This window comes from Fusicatenibacter saccharivorans, from assembly GCF_027667425.1.
GTDB classification, from domain to species: Bacteria; Bacillota; Clostridia; order Lachnospirales; family Lachnospiraceae; genus Fusicatenibacter; species Fusicatenibacter saccharivorans.
In genome coordinates this window covers 87,111-105,235 of the sequence record NZ_JAQEGR010000009.1, presented here as the reverse complement: position 1 = coordinate 105,235, position 18,125 = coordinate 87,111, and the positions used below count along the sequence as shown (strand labels likewise).

Sequence of the window (18,125 nt, the reverse complement as noted above, 5' to 3'; positions counted from 1 at the left end):
TCCACCTCCATTGTTTTCCTCCATTTATTTCAGTGCATAGCCAAGCAGGCTGACAAAGCCCGGATTTCGGTCGGTCGTTCCGAGGATAACCTTACGCACCAGCTCCGGATCGTCCGTGATAATGTTGTCCACGCCGCAGTTGACCATCCGCTGCATATCTCCCTGATAATTCAGCGTCCAGGCACAGACTTCTTTACCAAGACTGTGCGCATGCTCTACAAAGCTTTCTGTGATGTACGTATATTTTACAGAAAAGAAGTCCGCCGCGTCCATATCCTCCAGGCCTCCGTACGACATTTTCATCGTATACCCGGTCTTGATATCCGGATTGATTTTCTTTGCCTGCCTGAGGAAATTGTAGTTCATGGAAGTCAGCACACACTGATCCACAAAGTCATTGTCCTCGATGATTTTCACCACTTTTTTGACAATATTCTGGTTGTGGCCGTTGTATTTTACTTCGATATTCAGGTTGATTTTTCCTTTCGCGTACGCGATGACTTCTTCCAGCTTCGGAATCTGCTCGCCGCGGAATTTTTTGTTGAATCGTACACCGGCATCAAGCTGGCTGATTTCATCGTAGGTCAGGGTCCAGATGCTGGCATTCAGACCGGTTGTCCGCTTCAGATTTGTGTCGTGCAGAAGGACAATCTCACCATCACTCGTCTCCTGTACATCGATCTCCGCATAATCCGACATGCTGTCCACTGCATATTTGATCGCGCTCATCGTATTTTCCGGTGCTTTTCTGGCTCCGCCCCGGTGCGCTGACACCGAAATATACTGGGAGGAAGCCGTTGCCTCTGCACGTGTTGCGCGCATGGCATATACAAGATAAACCGTTTCTCCCGCCAGCATGGCGATCGTGAGAACCACCGCCGTTACCGGACCGCAGAAGGTGCGTACCAGCTTCGAGCTCGGCTTTTTCGTTGTCCGGCTCTTCTGGTAGCCCTTTCGGGAGGAACGGATAAAAATCAGATACAGATACGTAATGCTTCCGACAAGGCCGAACGCTCCGCCGATCAGGCTCATCGTCGATTTGACCCAGTCACCATAGACGATGACGGTACTGACAACGGTAGACGGCGTTTTCACCAGCTTTGCATAGGCAACGACAGCCGTTCCGAAAATCAGATACAAAACCCACGTAATCAGAAAAATCATCACCTGGAAAAAGACGTTGATGCCAAGCTCACGCAGCACGCGTTTTTCCAGTGTCTGGCGCACCCGCAGATGGGTATTTTTCTCTTTTTCCGTCATCATGCACCGGAACGGGATGGTGTAGGAAAACACAAACGAGAACGCGACAAGCAGAATCGTCAGCACCACAGGGATCCAGTATGCCGGGAAGGCATTGAAAATCTTCGTCAGGGAAACCTGAAGCAGTTTCATACTGCGGATGGCGCTGTAGCTGCTGTGCAGCCAAAGGTACGGGAAGCTCGCTGCCATGTAGAAAAACCAGGTCCACGGGCGGGCACGCACAAACTGTGCGGCTCCTCTTCCGCCGGCAAGCATCATGACAGGAACGGAAATCCGTTTTCGTTTCCAGGAGGCCTCCAGAGCCGCCATGACAGCATAGATTTCAAACAGCATACAGAAAAAGAAAACAAGCAGAATTCCAAAAATCAACAGAAGGGTCAGCGGATGCAACATGATCTTGTTGAAGTTTTCCGATGTCATATAACTCGTTCCCAGCTGTTTTAAGGAAAAGTTGATCGCCGCATTGGCGAGTCTTGAAACCAGCTGGCTGGAAAACAGGCGGTAGACCGTCTCAAATATCACGATGCTAAGCAGGTTTTTCTGCAAAAGTTTCCATGCCATATTCAGATAAATTCGTATCATTCCTGCATTTTTTACTGCCTTTTTTCTCATCTGCTGTTGTTCTCTCCTGTCAGCCGCAATTCCCCCGATGAATCTGTATGCAAAAATTACCTTTATTTTTTCTCTTTTGTATTTTACATTTGACACTTCGAGTCTTTTTTGAAGCTCTTTTCTTTCTGTTCATTTTAAACTATCTTCCAGTATAACACAAAACCGGGTCTTTGAGTATTCTTTTTTCTATTTCTGGTTGCACCACTTCTGCAGTTTTTTTACCATGGCGGATGGGCTGCTTACTGATTTTTCCATCCTGCTGTCCGCATCCGGTGCCTGCCGCAAAGCAACACCGAAAAAATACAGCACGAACGCAACGACGATGAGTTCGGGCTTTACATAATTCATTGCTTCCATGGAACATCCTTTCTGACTTTTCTGTTTTTGAAAGTCTTTTTTCTATATTATGATGGGATAATGATTTACGACTGGATAAGATTTTCTTACTGTAAACCCAAAAAATCCCACCTGTTTTTCAGATGGGATTTTCCAGTGGTGTGCTGTTCTTTGATTTTTAATTTACTATCTTGTGCAGCAATTCCCCTGACCTGCCCCTGGCTGCGGTGCCGCACAGAAAGTCTTTGCATCAAACGACGGATTAAACGCATAAAAGTTCTTCGAATTCAATTCATCCTGTACAGAACGCAGTGCTTCACCAAAACGCTGGAAATGCACAACTTCACGCGCCCGCAGGAAACGAATCGGATCTGCAACTTCAGGATCTTTTACCAAACGAAGGATGTTATCATACGTTGACCGGGCTTTCTGCTCCGCAGCGAGGTCTTCGAACAAATCTGTCAAAGGATCACCTTTCGACTGGAACTCACAAGAATTAAACGGAACTCCGCCAGCCGCCTGCGGCCAGATTCCGGCTGTGTGGTCTACATAGTAATTGGCAAAACCAGAGTTCTGAATTTCTTCCAGAGAAAGATTGCAGGTGAGCTGATGAACGATCGTTGAAACCATCTCAAGGTGTGCGAGTTCTTCTGTCCCAACATCATTCAACACCCCTGCTACAATTCGGTTCGGTGCTGTGAAACGCTGAGAGAGATACCGCATGGATGCGCCCATCTCTCCATCCGGTCCACCGTACTGACTCATGATAATTTGGGCGATTTTGGGGTTTGGTGTCGTGATGTTTACAGGATACTCGAGGCGTTTTTCATAATTCCACATCCGTCAGCACCCTCCTTTCCGGTTGACTTCCCACGGCCATGGCTGCATAACCCATTCGAAAGAACGGCTCATGCGGTCGTTGGCGGTATCGATCGTGAGCGGACCGTACTGTTCGGCGTACTGTTTCAGTGCTTCTTTTCGAAGCTCCACTTTTTCCCGGAAAAAGGCAAGTGCATCTTCATCCTCCGGGTGGGTGTCGAGGTAAAGGTTCATTTCAACAACAGCAAAGCTGACCTGATCAATCCAGGCGAGCAGCTTTTCACGGGATGGCATCTGCGGCATCATAGGCACTCTCCTCCTCCCTTTCCACAGAATGGTTTACAGAGTTCCGGAAATAAGGTTCCATTTTTTAATGCAGTGGAAAGATCATAGATCTGTTCAAACCGCTGCATCGGAACGTACGCCATTGCAGGTATCATATGATCTACATGCTGCATTTTCCGCGGGAAATTCCTTGGTTCCATCTTCAGTTCCATATTGTTTGAAGCGGCGCGGCGGTTCTGCATATTGTTCGCACCGCAGCAGCCGCGATTCATACGGGATGAATCCATACCATGTTCCTCTTTCATTTTCTGTTCTTTATAGAGTATGAAGAAAATAAGAAAGTGTCAAAAAAGGCAGCGGTTTCTCTTCCGCTGCCTTTCTGTCATACTAATGAAATTTTCATCAAAACTGCATCTCATACAAATGCGCATAAATCCCGCCTTTCGCGAGCAGTTCCTTATGTGTGCCTTCCTCCGCAATTCCATTCTCCGTCAGCACCAGAATCCGCTTTGCATTCCGGATTGTGGACAGCCGGTGCGCAATCACGAAGGTTGTCCTGTCTTTCGCCAGAAGTTCCAAAGATTTCTGGACGACTTTTTCGCTTTCGTTGTCGAGCGCTGAGGTTGCCTCGTCGAAAATCAGGATCGGCGGGTTTTTGAGGAATACGCGGGCGATGGAAAGCCGTTGTTTCTGGCCACCGGAAAGTTTTACGCCGCGCTGGCCGATATCGGTGTCGTAGCCGTCCGCCAGCTCCATGATAAATTCATGTGCATTGGCCGCTTTCGCTGCGCGGATGACCTCCTCGTCGGTCGCATCCGGTCTGCCATAGCGAATGTTATCGATGATCGTTCCCGCAAACAGGTACACATCCTGCTGCACAATACCGATTTCATCGCGCAGATCCTTCAATTTCACATCGCGGATATCCTTTCCATCCAGTAGAATCCTTCCTTCTGTCACATCGTAAAAACGCGGAAGCAGAGAACAGAGTGTCGTCTTTCCGGCGCCGGAGCTGCCCACCAGCGCCACATAGTCTCCTGCCGGGACATGCAGATTCACATTGCTTAACACATTCTCCTTCGACTCCTCATAATGGAACGAAACGTTTTCAAAGGTTACTTCTCCTTGCACATTCTTCAGTGGCAGTGCATCCGGCTTGTCCTGGATGTCCGGTGCGATGCTCATAATTTCCAGGAAACGTTCGTAACCGGAATAACCATTCTGGAACTGCTCCGTAAAGTTCACCAGCTTTTTCACCGGATCTGTGCAGTTGTTGATGTACAGAAGAAAGGTAACCAGATCGGCCGCCCCAAGCTTCCCACCTGTCATCAGCAATGCGCCGACAATCAGCGAAATAACGGTAATCAGCGTCGAAAAGGCTCCCATTCCCGAATTGTAAATTCCCATATAGCGGTAGCTGACCTTCTTCGAATCGACAAAACGGTCATTTCCCGCATTGAACTTTCGCATCTCCTCTGTCTCATTTCCAAACGATTTGACAACACGGATCCCCGAAAGGCTGTCCTCGATCTGACTGTTGATATCCGCAATTCTGCGGCGGTTTTCCTTGAATGCACTCTTCATGCGGCTGTTCATCACTAACGCAAACAGCAGCATCACCACAATAACCACAAGCGGCACACATGCCAGCATCGGATTTACCACAAACAGAATAATCATCGCGCCGATCAGTTTGATAAACGAAATGACAATATTCTCCGGCCCATGATGTAAAAGCTCACTGATATCGAACAGATCGCTTGTGATGCGTGACAACAGATGGCCGACCTTCTGGTTATCGAAAAAAGCAAACGAAAGCTTCTGATAATGGCCGAAGATCTCGTTCCGCATATCATGCTCAATCCGCGCCCCCATCACATGGCCGTAATAGGCAATATAAAAGTTACAGTACATTTCAACCAGAACCATAGCAATCATCAGAATACCTAGGCGGATAATCTCACCCGTTGCCTGCTCCAGCGGCTTTTCCACAACCGTACTCGTAATATACCGTACAATCAGTGGAATCACCAGTGTAATGGCTGCTCCAAGCATTGCAAAAAACATGTCGGTAAAAAACAATCCCTTATATGGAATGTAATACCGCGCCAGCTGGCGGATTCTTCCCTTCTCTTTTCCGGTTTCTTTTTCTTTACTCATCCTGTCCTCCCTTTCCGTTGGAAACCATTTTGTAATCTTTTCGGAACTCAGACGGTGATACGCCGCATGCCGTTTTAAATGATTTCATGAAATGCTTATCATTTTCAAATCCAACCTGTTTGGCAATTTCCGTAATTTTATCTTCTGTTTGAATCAACAGACGCTTTGCCTCCGCAATGCGGATCTCCTTCAGATAGTTCACAAAATTCACACCGGTATGTTCTTTAAACGCTGCTGAAAACAGCGAATAATTCATGCAAATATGGTTAGATACCATCGCCATATTCAGATCTTTTGCATAATTTTCCCGAATATATGAAATTGCCTCTTCCATTTTTTCTTTTCCGGCTGTCTGACTTTTCAGGCTTTCCCTGTAAACGTGTATCCATTCTTCAAACGCATCCAGAAACAGATCTGCATCACGGTACTGCAGAGGACGCGGACATTTTTCCTGTTTTTCCGGCATGCGGTAAAAAAGATCCAGTTCTTTGCAGATTGCTTCCGTCACTGTCAGAAGCTGATAGGGGGAGACCCTCTGATGCGCCGCCTCAAAATACCAGTTCCGCATTTTTCGCAGCACAGTATCTGCCCGGTCCGTTGGCACCTGCAGAATAAATTTTTCCTGAAACTGTGCCAGCTCCGGCTTTTCCTCAAAACATTTTTTCTGATATTCTTCCACAGGATTTTTCTGTATAAATGCCATTTCCCGGGCCAGCAGTGCTTCCTGGTATGCCTCTGGAATTTCCATCACAGAACGATGTTCTTTTCCCACTCCGAGACAAAATCTCTCATCTTTTTCTTTCATGATCCGCTCTGCCTCCGGTTCCGGCAGAAGATACAGAACTCCTCCTTCTACGCCTTCCAGCAGAATTCCGCTGCATTTCGAAAACCGTTCCCCATTTGCCTTGCTGGTCAGCAGGATCCGGAAGCTGTCGTTTCCGATGTGGCGCCGGATCCTGCTTTCCATATCCATCCATTCTTTTTCTTCGGCCATTTCTGCATTCATCATCAGATAACGGAGCTGATTTAAAAAGCACCGTTCTTCCTCTTCTTCCGTTTCCCGGGTCTCCGAAAGCTCTCGTTCCAGATTTTCCAGAAGCTGTTCTATCGTCTCCCGCTTGATCGGTTTTAAAATATAGTCCCGAACTCCATGTTTCATCATTTCAACCGCATAGGAAAATTCATCATAGCCACTTAAAACAATAACAACAGGTTTCTGTGACAGCTCCTCCATTTTGTTGACCAGTGTCAGACCGTCCATTTTGGGCATACGGATATCAGTGAACATGACGTCCACCCTCTGTTTTCTCAAAATCTCCAATGCCTCTTCTCCGTTTCGACACTCCAGAATCTCCTCCACCGGCACGCTGCTTCGCCGGATCATCGCCACGATTCCCTGTCGAATCAATTTTTCATCTTCTACAACCAGCAGTGTATTCATTTTCTTTTTCTTCCTCTTTCTCGTCACCCTCTTGATCCATCGGAGAATATTTCCCCCTCGTGATGGGAAGATGAATGCTCACCTTCGTATAGCAATGCTCTTTTGTATAAACTGACAGTCCATACTCTGTTCCAAATTGAATGTGGATTCTGTCCTGTACATTCCGAAGCCCGATTCCATGTTTCGGCTGTGTATCTGAATTCAGGCGCATTCTTAGTTTACGTCTCAGAATTGCAAGCTGCTTTTCTGACATGCCTATTCCGGAATCTGTGATTTCAATCTCAAAGCTCTTTTCATGCTCTATTCCTTTGATTTCAATGACGGCGTCTGCATCCAGCTCCTCAATTCCATGTGTGATTGCATTTTCCACAATCGGCTGAAGAGACATCTTGGGGATATCCTGCCGATACAAATTTTCCGGTATCTGAACAGATAATGTAATTGTGAAATCATACCGCAGATTCATCAGTTCCACATAGTTCTGAATATAATTCATCTCATCCTGAACGGTTACCAGAAATTTATTCCAGCGCATATTGTAGTGCAGCATTTCACCAAGTGCTGTTACCGCATCGGAAATCGTATACTCTTCATTAATCTCAGCCATCATCTTAATGGATTCCAGAACATTATAAATAAAATGAGCGTTAATCTGGTTCTGCATTGCCCGGATTGCCGTATCTTTCAGCGCTGCCTCCCTTTTGATGCTTTCCTCGTTCTGTTTCTGAATTCTCTCCAGCATTCCGTTGATACCATAGCTCATTTCCCGCATCTCTTCTGCGCTGTAACAAACCTTTATCTTTGTTGTTCCATTGTCAATCTGACGCATCTCACACAGGACGTCATAAAACTCCTTCAGCAGGCCACGCACAATCAGATTGACCACCACAATCAGAAGCAGCCCGAAGCCGGCAAATTCAAGCAGCATTCTCTGCTGCTGTTTGATCATGTTTCCGGTTGCATCATCCAAATTGGTCAGTGTTACAAACATTCCATTGAGTTTATCGACTTTCCGAAGCACAATTGCAACGTTTTTCCGGTCAATCACCGCGCTCTGCTGACTCTCTTTTCTGTCACGGATTCCTGCCCGGAACAGAATCAGCCCCCGATAGGACTGCCATTTGCAGGCTGCCGCTGTTTTTCCGCAGTCATATAAATTCCAATTTTCATCAACAAAGCAGGCCCAGCTGCTGTCACCGGATCGATAAATTTCGGGAAATATGTCTGCCATACGCATGGATACCTCGATCACGCCAAGCCTTCCTCCGCTTTGATCCCGCAGTTCCCGTACATAAGTCATCAAATGGGAACCTTCTTTTTTTGTACCGGAGATAATATTTTTTTCCTGTATGTCAAAAAACCACTGTCCACCGCCCTGATAGCTTCGGTACCAGGCGCAGTTTTTCATCTTTTCCTTCTGATACAGGATCGGCTGCTGCTCCAGAAAACCATCTGCCATGGCAAAAATATGGATCTGGTACAGATCTGGCATTGCCTCCTGCATTTTATCGATTATGCTGATGCTGTTGTTTCGAAATTGCTGATAATAGCTCTCCGAGATCTCCTCTCCCCTCCTGAGATGAAGAAGATATTTTTCCAACGGTTCATACTCCTGCAGCGTATCTACAACCATTGAGCAGGCATTCGCTTTTGCATTCACCTCCGCACAGGTAAGATCTATTGCCGTTACTGCTTCATTTACCCCATGATCTATGGCATTCTTTTTGATACTCCTAAACCCAAAGCACATCATGCCAAAAAGCGGAATAAAAATAAAGATCAACGTTGTTACGGTAAATTTTTGGTTCAGTTTCAGTCCGCGAAACCAGTTTCGCATTTTTCATCCCCCAGTTTTCTTTTCGGTTCTGTAACCTTACTAATTTTACCAGTTTTTTCTTTAAAAAGCAATTTTTTCAGAAAAATTATTGACAAAAAGAGAAGACGGTACACTTTTTTTCCGTGCACCGTCTCTCTTTTCGCAAGACTCATATATGACGCAAAGCATGATTCCAGGGAAACAGCTTTCGTACCATTGTTATACTGTTGTCAGATCCCACGGTTCATAAATCTTTGGAACATCGCTGATCAGACGTTTGGTATACGCTGCTGTCGGGTGAAGAATTACTTCTTCTGCCGGTCCCGATTCCACAAATTTTCCATGCTCCATAATATAAACATTATCGGATACATAGTAAGCAAGACCAATATCGTGGGTGATGAAGATAATCGTCATATTGATCTCATCACGCAGCTTCAGCAGCATATCCAGGATCGTTGCACGTGAGCAGGCATCAATCATAGACGTCGGCTCATCGGCAAGCAGAATCTTTGGTTTCAGAAGGAAAATACGTGCAATCATCAGTCGCTGCATCTGGCCTCCTGACAGCTCAAATGGATATTTGTTTGTCAGTTCTGCGTATTTTAAGTTTACAAAGCTGCAGGCCTCTGTCATCAGACGTTCTTTTTCTTCTTTCGGCAGATTCTTGTCACCGCGCATATTAATGCAATCCAGCAGAACAGAATCTACACGTTTAAACATATTGTAGGAAGCAAACGGATCCTGGAAAATCGCCTGAATTCCCTTCCAGTACTCTTTTTTCTTCTTTCCGTTCGAGATGTCTCTTGGTTTACCCTGGAAATCAATTTCACCTTCCGTTACGCTGATCAGCCCGAGCAACATCTTCGAAAGGGTTGTTTTTCCGGATCCGGATTCTCCTACGATAGAAACAAATTCACCTTCATGAAAATCGAAATCAACATGGTCTACAGCGACCGTTTTTGCATCGCCAAAGCCAAACACTTTCGTTACGCCTCTTCCGGAGAGGCATGGTTTTAATTCTTTACCATCACGCATTTGCATACACCTCCCGAACCTTTCTCTCAGACATCAGGCAGCGGTACTCTCTTCCGTTCGGCAGTTCGATGACCTCTGGTTTCATACCGCGGCAGGTTGGCTGTGCATAAGGACAGCGGTCTGCGAAACGGCAGCCCTCCGGCGGATGCTTCAGGTTTGGCGGAGTTCCCGGAATTGCAGTCAGCTTCTGTTCTCTTACACCTTCCTCCGGAACGATGATCGATCCCATCAGACCTTTGGAATATGGATGCAGCGGATCGAATACCATTTCTTTTGCGGTACCTTTTTCTACAATCTGTCCAGCATACATAACCATAATATCATCGGTTACGTTGTAAAGAAGCGGCAGCTCGTGTGTGATGAAGATCATGGATTTGATAAATCCTTTTTCCATCAGATCACGCATCATTTTAATAACCATTTTCTGGGAAGTTACATCCAGCGCGGACGATGGCTCATCGGCGATCAGTACCTTCGGAGAAAGAATGGTCGAAATTGCGATAACGGTTCTCTGTTTCATACCTCCGGAAAGCTCAACCGCATGCTTCTGCAGTACCTCCTCCGGCAGGCCTAAGATCTGAAAACGTTCTTTTGCCAGATCATAAATATCCTTTCTCGGCATTTTCGGATCATGCGCATGAATAACGTCTTCTACAAATCGGATGATTTTCTGTGTCGGGTTCAGAGCATTCATTGCTGCCTGCGGAATGTAGGCGATCTCATTGCCCAGAATATTTTTCCGGACATCGTCTGGTTTCATTCCGGAAATTTTTCTTCCATCTACGATAATATCGCCGCTGATGTAGTGAAGCGGTGCGAAATAATAGCCCATCAGGGACAGTGCCAGCGTCGATTTACCACAGCCGGACTCACCTGCTACACCGAGGGATTTTCCCTCCTCAATCTTCAGGGAGACTCCGTCTACGGCGTATACATCTTCATGAAAACGAGTTACATATTTCGTTTTCAGATTGTTTACTTCCAGCATTACTTTTCCCATAGCTGCCTCCTTAGTCTCTTAACTGCGGGTTGAATACCTGGTCAAGACCGGTGTTCATCAGGTTAAGAGAGAATGAAATAAGTGCGATTACAAGAATAACCGGGAAATATGCCCACCATGCACCGTTTAAGTGTGCATTGTACTGGGTTGCCCATTGCATCATAAGACCAAGTGTTGCAGTCTTTGTGGTTGCCGGTCCAAGTCCGATCATAGAAAGCTGTGCCTCTGCCAGAATTCCGGAGGAAATCTGGAGAATGAAGGCCATAACAACGTAGGATGCAACGTACGGAAGGATGTCGGTAAGGACAATCCGCAGCATGCTGTGGCCGGACAGTTTGGAAAGGTTTACATGGTCACGGTTTCGAAGAGAAATAACCTGGGAACGTACAGAACGTGTTGTCCACGGCCATGCGGTAATTCCGATCAGGAGTGCCACCATCATGATTCCCCTCTGAGACTCACCTACGCTGTAGGAGATGAGGATCAGGAGAACGAAGGATGGGATAACGGTGAACAAGTTGGTAAAGAACAGAATCAGGTTGTCCACAAAACCTCCAAGGTAACCTGCAAGAAGTCCGAGGAACAGTCCGATCACAGTTGCAATGATTCCCGCAACCAGACCAATTTTCAGGGATGAACCTGTTGCAGAGATCAGCTCAGTCAAAACATCACGACCAAAGTTATCTGTACCAAGAACAAAGTTCTGACGGTTAATGACATCTTTTTCATTGATGTACTGCTTGCTGTCGATGCTCTGAACCTCTTCCAGCTCACCGGTCTCTTCATTTTTCTCGGCAATAATGGTTGGAACATCCTCTAAAATACCGTCGATTTCGTTGTCAAGACGCTGATATTTTTTCTTTTTTGCTGCGATAAGGCCTTTCTGTTCTGCATTTGGGTCATATTTTTCCTCCCAGAGAGCAATCAGACCTTCTGCATCGGTAACATCGATTTCACTGGCATCTACACCGCCGTATTTTTCCAGCCATTCTGCCATCATAGAACGGTTGTCCATTGTCAGTTTGCTTTCAACGATGGATGCGGTTGCATCAACATTCATCTTATACGTTTTGCCGGAATTTACGGTGTCCTGAATCGAAAGATAGGTACCCGGTTTGAAAAAGTTTCCGTTTCCGATCATTGCCAGCGGATCTTTTGCCACAACAAGCGGATAGATGATAATAGTCAGGAGAATTGCCAAGAAGATTACAAATCCTGTCACGAATTTTCCTGAATGAAAAATCTGTTTGATTGTATTTTTCATAGCGTATTCTCCTTTCTAATCCTGCTGGGATGCTTTGACACGTGGGTCAATGACTGCATACAGAAGTTCAACAAGCAGGTTGGCCAGCAGAACCATGATAGTAATGATTAACGTACAGGCAGAAAGCAACGGATAATCCTGGCCGGTAACTGCTGAGAGCATCGTTGTTCCAAGTCCCGGATAACTGAATACCATCTCAGCTACCAGGTTACCGCCTATCATGGTACCAAGGGACATTGCAAGACCGGTGATCTGCGGAAGCATTGCGTTACGGAACACATATTTCACAATCGTATGATCCTTGATTCCAAGGAAACGACTGTATTTTACATAGTCGGCATTCAATTCATAAATTGACATTGAACGCATACCAATAGCCTGGCCGCCGATCGTGATGATTACGATAGACCAGAACGGCAACTGGTAATGTGAAAGCACAGATTTCATAAAAGCAAGGCTCATATGCGGAATCATACTGCTCGCATAGCCGCCTGCTGCAGGTGCAATATGTAATTTCAGTGAGAAAACAAATAAAAGTACGGTTGCCATACCAAAGGCAGGTACGTTACTGATAAACAGGAATGCCGGAAGGATTGCCTTGTCGAAAACACCTTTCATGTAAGCTGCAATTGCACCAAGCAGGTTACCAAGAATCCATCCAACAATAATGGCCGGAAGCTGTAAACATATGGTCCACAGAACCGAACTGGAAATAATATCGGATACGGTACGCGGATACTGGCTGAAAGAAATGCCGAAATCACCGCGAAGTGCATTTTTTACCCAGGTAAAAAACTGGACATACATTGGTTTGTTAATACCAAATTTCGCTGCATAGTCTTCATATACTTTCTGAATTGCAGTCGCATCGGTCATACCTTCTACCGATTTGGACGCAATAGTTGAAACCGGATCGCCCGGCATCAGACGCGGAAGAATGAAGTTCAGCAGCACTGCAAAGACTAACGTCAAAAGATACCACATGATCTTCTGCGTATAATACTTTTTCATTCCTTTCATAGAGGAACCCTCCTTCTGATTTTGTAAAAGCGGCCGGAGCACCCCGGCTCCGGCCGCCTCTGTTACAATTCAGTGTGTGCTTTCTTTCTGTTTGGCAAATCAGCCGTCAATCAGTTCCAGATTGTACAGTGCTGCTACGCCATAACCATCGGTGCAGTCCATCGGAGGAACATTGGTTCCATCGTCTTTCTGCGGATAGTTGGTCCATACGGACTCGTTTACTTCGTGGAATACCTGCGGTCTGTACATCAGCGGTACACACGGGCAATCTTCCAGCATAATCTTGGAAAGTTCTGTATAGTAATCTTTCAGTTTTGCATCATCGGTCTCATGAGGAATTGCTGCAAGGATTTCATCTACACGGTCGTTCTGATAATGACCGAAGTTACCACTGAAGTTAACCTCAAGATCGTTGTAATCAGAGCTCATGAAGAAACGGCATCTCATGTACGGGTTGGCAACCGATGTACCAGGGCCGGACTGCATGGTGATTTCGAAGTTTCCGGTACTGTAATCCGTGCTGTAGTTTGCTGCTTCCGGGAAGTAGGTCTCAATGTTGATACCAATATTCTTTCCTGCTGCTGCTACGATTTCAAGGGTTGCATTCCAGTCAGACCATCCTGTCGGGCACTCAGCCTTATAGGAAAGGTTCTTTCCGTTGTACTCACGGATTCCGTCTCCGTCGGTGTCTACGATTCCGGCATCGTCCAGAAGCTTCTTAGCACCTTCTACATCGGCATTGGACCACTGATACTCTTTTAAGGCATCCTGATCCACCATAGCCTGCTCAGCATCGGTCGGGTTCATGACAGAACGCGGAACATCTGCGAAGGTAGGAGACTGTCCGGACATTGCTGAAGAAATAACCTGATCGTAGTCAACTGCCATAGCGATTGCCTTACGAACAGCTACCTGATCCAGTCCTTCTACTTCTGTATTAAAGAACAGGGTAGGCATTGTCATACACAGCTGATACGGTGCTTCATCAACATAGGTAGAAATCGGAAGATCCTGCTCTAACCACAATTTCTGAAGGTCTGTGATGAATATCTGTGCCACATCAATATCACCATTCTGGAATGCGGTGGTAGCTGCTGCGTTATCTTTAAAGATCGGGTGAGAAATATATTTCGGAACCGGAAGCTTACCCCACATGGAATCTGCCTGTCCCCAATAATTATCATCGCGGATCAGAACTACGTTCTGGTCATTGTCAAAGTATTTTTTGTACGGTCCGGAAGTTACCAGATCGTCCATCTTATCCATTTTAATTGCTTCAGCATCGTTGTTGTTTCTGTCAGCTACGGTCTTTAAATAATTTTCCTGCATGATGTAGAGCATCGGCAGATATCTTTCCGCAAGAACCGGGTTAACTGCTTCGCCGGAGTCATCCGTTGTCAGTTTGAATACTACGGTACTGTCATCCTGTGCAACAACATCTGCAATGTAGCTCTTCATTTCAGCGCCGGTAGAAGAATTGTAATCTACATGTGCATGATAGGTAGCTGCTACGTCTTTTGCAGTAACCGGTGTGCCGTCATTCCATTTTGCATCAGCTTTGATCTTAACGGTAATTTCGGTACGGGCATCGTTCCAAACCGGATCTCCGTCTGCAAGCAACGGATACATTTTTGCATCCAGTGGATTCCACATATAAAGAGTTTCATAAACAAGTACACGTGAAGCATCGCCCTGTGCTATAACCATTGCATTGTTTGAGTTTGCTGACATTGGGTTGTAATCATTGACGGTACCCCACTGCTGTCCTGCGAAGTAAAGAGTTTCATTTCTTGGAAGCTCGCCTACCACATCATCTGAACCTGTGGTATCTTCGCTGGAAGCATCTGCTGTGCTGGAAGATGCTGCTGTGGTATCGCTTGATGCATCTGCTGTTCCGCTGGAGGATGCTGTTGCTCCTCCGCTTGAACTAGTGCTTGTGCTTCCGCTGTCTCCACATCCGGCAAGCATCGTTCCTGCCATTGTCACTGTCATTAACAGTGCAAGGACTTTCATGTTACGCTTTTTCATACTTTTTACCTCCTTAAGGTTTTCGTTCTTGCTTGATGAATTCATTATACACAAAGACTGTTAGAAAAACAGTGTCTATTTTTTGTTTTTGGTGTTCTTTTTTTGTTTTATGTTGGTTAAATTGCTCATTTTACTCTTTTTAACTCCCTTTGTTCTGCTCATTTTTCACATATCCGTTTTCGCAACATCTGCACTATTTCGTCATTATGATTATTTGTGCTATTTTTCCGTCTTTTCCGACATTTTTCCGTTCGCTTTTTCCATCTCTTTGTGCTATGATGAATATCGTATCAATTTCAGGAGGTTTTTTCTATTATGAATACTGTTTCTCATAAGTACCGACAGTCAGCGCTTCTGCTTCTGACCGCTGCGATCTGGGGTTCTGCCTTTGTCGCACAGCAGACCGGTATGGATTATGTCGGACCTTTTACGTTCAACGCGGCACGAAACCTGCTCGGCGGACTTACGCTTCTTCCGCTGATTGTCTTTTTCTCCTCGCGTAAAAAGCGAACCCTACCGCCGGATGCTTCGTCAGAAAATGGCACACAGCCAAAAACGCTCTGGGCGGGCGGTATTCTCTGCGGCATCGCACTGTTTGTCGCCTCAACTCTGCAGCAGATCGGCATCCAGTACACAACCGTCGGAAAGGCCGGTTTTATCACCGCACTTTACATCGTACTTGTTCCGGTCTGCGGTTTTTTTCTCCGAAAGCGTGTACAGCCGAAGGTCTGGCTCGCAGTTCTTATTGCCGTCGCTGGTCTCTATCTGCTCTGTATGACAGACGGCTCCTTCTCTTTGCAGAAGGGAGATTTTCTTGTGCTTGCCTGCGCGCTCGGATTTACCGTACATATTCTGGTTATTGATCATTTTTCTCCGCTTGTCAGCGGCATCAAAATGTCCTGCATTCAGTTTTTTACCTGTTCGATCCTGTCCGCTGTCTGTATGGTTCTCTTTGAAACCGTAAACTTCTCCGATCTTCTGCACGCCTGGATGCCGATTCTCTATGCCGGAATTCTCTCTTCAGGTGTTGGCTATACCCTGCAGATCATCGGGCAGAAAGGATTAAATCCTGCCACAGCTTCTCTGCTTATGAGCCTGGAATCCGTTTTTTCTGTTCTTGCCGGTTGGATTCTCCTTCATCAGGCTCTCTCCGCTCGCGAGCTCTCCGGCTGTATTCTGATGTTTGCAGCGATCGTGCTGGTACAGCTTCCGAACTTTCACAAAGCCAATGCTGTTTCCTGATGTTATTCCTTTTTCAGTGTAAGAAAGATTTCTGTTTTGCGAGCTTCTTTCTTACGGCAGCTTGCTTTGATGACATAATTCCCCTCCGCCGCAGCGTGATCCTGTCCGGAGGGCTTTTTTACGCCATCCGAAAATTTAACCGAATCGAGCAAGTCCCCGGCTTCCATTGCGAATATCCGCCTGCCTAACATTTTTATAGCATAAAAATACAAAATTCTGCATATTGATTGCAGGATTTTTTAATTCGTGCTACACTGTTTTTATTGTACCAATAAGCACTTATTTTTATTAGGAGGTTCTGTCATGCCCGTTTTTGATTTCAGCAATTCCCCGGAAAAAACAAAAGTTTCCGAATGTACGTATACTGTTTTCCGCACAAACGCACCGTTTACTTCTCCGGATCAGCCGATCCTAATTCTGGATACAAAAGAGAAGGCTTTCCCGCATCATCCCTGCGGTATTTTCACAAACCCATCCAAACGGACCTCGTTTGAATTTAAAGATGAAGAAGAATCCTTCATTGCCGACATTCTTCAGATCGATGCCCGTTTTGTCAGCCTTTTAAAATGGCTCGGTGAAAACCATATCAATGTCCGCCTTTCCGGTACACAAACATCCGACGGTTATGCAGTTTACAAAATCCGCGAGATCGCTTTCGGTGGCGGCGCAAAGCTTTCGGCTGAGGATGGATTTTTACAGTTTATGATTGAGCGTCTCCTCGCCAGCAATGCACCGGAAGAAGAAGTTGAGGATGAGGATCAGGAGGAAACCGGTGACAGCATGAAGCTCACCAGCATCCAATCCATCACTGATTTTATGAACTGTGCCGGAAGAACGCTGCCGGACAATATCCGCCTTTGGGCTCGTCGAAACCTCGCTGTTGCCCGTTCCCACGAAGTCTCTCCCGAAGAACGTCGTCACGCACAGCGCGCCCTCTCCATGATGATGAATATTCAATGGAAAAGCAACTATTTTGAAGCCATTGATCCAGTGGAAGCACGCCGGATCCTCGATGAAGAACTATATGGCATGGAACGTGTGAAGCAGAGAATTATCGAAACCATCATTCAGATTAACCGGACTCATACGCTGCCGGCCTATGGTCTGTTACTGATCGGTCCTGCCGGAACCGGAAAATCGCAGATTGCTTATGCCGTTGCACGTATCTTAAAATTACCGTGGACAACACTCGATATGAGTTCGATTAATGACCCGGAACAGCTGACCGGAAGTTCCCGCATCTACGCAAACGCAAAACCGGGAATCATCATGGATGCTTTTTCCATGGCTGGTGAATCCAATCTCGTCTTTATCATCAATGAGCTCGACAAGGCTGCCTCCGGCAAAGGAAACGGAAACCCGGCAGATGTTCTGCTGACCCTTCTTGATAATCTTGGTTTTACCGATAACTATATCGAATGTATGATCCCGACCGTCGGTGTATACCCGATTGCAACCGCAAACGACAAGGACCAGATCAGTGCTCCGCTGATGTCCCGCTTCGCTGTGATTGAAATTCCGGATTACACACCGGAAGAAAAGAAAATCATTTTCTCCCGCTATGCACTTCCAAAGGTGTTAAAACGTATCGGTATGAAAGAAAAGGAATGCATTCTGACACCGGAAGGACTCGATGCCGTAATCTCCTGCCACGAAAACACAAGCGGTATTCGTGATCTTGAGCAGGCTGCTGAGCATATCGCAGCAAATGCGTTATATCAGATAGAAGTCAACCATGTTTCCTCTGTTACCTTTGATGCAGAAATGGTACGTGAACTGCTCTTGTCCTGCTGATCTGCCTTAT

15 protein-coding genes are annotated in these 18,125 nt (G+C 46.1%); 2 read left to right on the top strand and 13 right to left on the bottom strand.

Annotation, left to right across the window (positions count from 1 at the left end):
* Positions 1-24: 24 nt before the first annotated feature.
* The 13 genes from PGS38_RS10105 to PGS38_RS10045 all read right to left on the bottom strand — a co-directional run bounded on the left by PGS38_RS10105 (position 25) and on the right by PGS38_RS10045 (position 15,079).
* Positions 25-1,872 (bottom strand): glycerophosphodiester phosphodiesterase, encoded by a 1,848-nt coding sequence (locus tag PGS38_RS10105; protein WP_118594904.1) that lies wholly within the window; start codon positions 1,870-1,872, stop codon positions 25-27.
* 186 nt (positions 1,873-2,058) lie between these two features.
* Positions 2,059-2,229 carry a hypothetical protein gene (locus tag PGS38_RS10100; RefSeq protein ID WP_156327612.1) on the bottom strand — a complete coding sequence of 57 codons (171 nt, stop codon included), beginning with the start codon at positions 2,227-2,229 and terminating at the stop codon, positions 2,059-2,061.
* A 165-nt stretch (positions 2,230-2,394) separates the two neighbouring features.
* Positions 2,395-3,048: a manganese catalase family protein gene (locus tag PGS38_RS10095; protein WP_055218834.1), complete on the bottom strand. Its 654-nt coding sequence runs from the start codon at positions 3,046-3,048 to the stop codon at positions 2,395-2,397.
* Between the two features lie 3 nt (positions 3,049-3,051).
* Positions 3,052-3,333, bottom strand: a complete 282-nt coding sequence (locus PGS38_RS10090) for a spore coat protein CotJB (protein WP_022462706.1) — start codon at positions 3,331-3,333, stop codon at positions 3,052-3,054.
* Positions 3,330-3,599 carry a spore coat associated protein CotJA gene (locus PGS38_RS10085; RefSeq protein ID WP_022462705.1) on the bottom strand — a complete coding sequence of 90 codons (270 nt, stop codon included), beginning with the start codon at positions 3,597-3,599 and terminating at the stop codon, positions 3,330-3,332. Before PGS38_RS10085 ends, PGS38_RS10090 begins: the two co-directional genes overlap by 4 nt.
* Positions 3,600-3,714: 115 nt before the next feature.
* Entirely contained in the window at positions 3,715-5,472 is a 1,758-nt protein-coding gene (locus tag PGS38_RS10080; protein WP_022462704.1) for an ABC transporter ATP-binding protein, read from the bottom strand.
* Positions 5,465-6,913 carry a response regulator gene (locus PGS38_RS10075; RefSeq protein ID WP_055218831.1) on the bottom strand — a complete coding sequence of 483 codons (1,449 nt, stop codon included), beginning with the start codon at positions 6,911-6,913 and terminating at the stop codon, positions 5,465-5,467. The genes PGS38_RS10080 and PGS38_RS10075 overlap by 8 nt, the downstream gene beginning before the upstream one ends.
* Positions 6,885-8,750, bottom strand: coding sequence for a sensor histidine kinase (locus PGS38_RS10070; protein ID WP_022462702.1), 1,866 nt, complete (start codon positions 8,748-8,750; stop codon positions 6,885-6,887). The genes PGS38_RS10075 and PGS38_RS10070 overlap by 29 nt, the downstream gene beginning before the upstream one ends.
* Before the next feature lie 198 nt (positions 8,751-8,948).
* Positions 8,949-9,767, bottom strand: coding sequence for an ABC transporter ATP-binding protein (locus tag PGS38_RS10065; protein WP_022462701.1), 819 nt, complete (start codon positions 9,765-9,767; stop codon positions 8,949-8,951).
* Positions 9,760-10,767 (bottom strand): ABC transporter ATP-binding protein, encoded by a 1,008-nt coding sequence (locus tag PGS38_RS10060; protein WP_022462700.1) that lies wholly within the window; start codon positions 10,765-10,767, stop codon positions 9,760-9,762. Before PGS38_RS10060 ends, PGS38_RS10065 begins: the two co-directional genes overlap by 8 nt.
* A gap of 10 nt (positions 10,768-10,777) precedes the next feature.
* Positions 10,778-12,031, bottom strand: coding sequence for an ABC transporter permease (locus PGS38_RS10055; RefSeq protein ID WP_055228407.1), 1,254 nt, complete (start codon positions 12,029-12,031; stop codon positions 10,778-10,780).
* A gap of 15 nt (positions 12,032-12,046) precedes the next feature.
* Positions 12,047-13,051, bottom strand: coding sequence for an ABC transporter permease (locus tag PGS38_RS10050; protein ID WP_022462698.1), 1,005 nt, complete (start codon positions 13,049-13,051; stop codon positions 12,047-12,049).
* Positions 13,052-13,150: 99 nt separating this feature from the next.
* Entirely contained in the window at positions 13,151-15,079 is a 1,929-nt protein-coding gene (locus PGS38_RS10045) for an ABC transporter substrate-binding protein (protein ID WP_158580993.1), read from the bottom strand.
* A 315-nt stretch (positions 15,080-15,394) separates the two neighbouring features.
* On the opposite strand from PGS38_RS10045, the gene PGS38_RS10040 reads away from it, so the two are divergent.
* Entirely contained in the window at positions 15,395-16,321 is a 927-nt protein-coding gene (locus PGS38_RS10040; RefSeq protein ID WP_118641213.1) for a DMT family transporter, read from the top strand.
* A gap of 303 nt (positions 16,322-16,624) precedes the next feature.
* Positions 16,625-18,115 (top strand): AAA family ATPase, encoded by a 1,491-nt coding sequence (locus tag PGS38_RS10035; RefSeq protein WP_118641211.1) that lies wholly within the window; start codon positions 16,625-16,627, stop codon positions 18,113-18,115.
* The last annotated feature ends 10 nt before the right edge of the window (positions 18,116-18,125 follow it).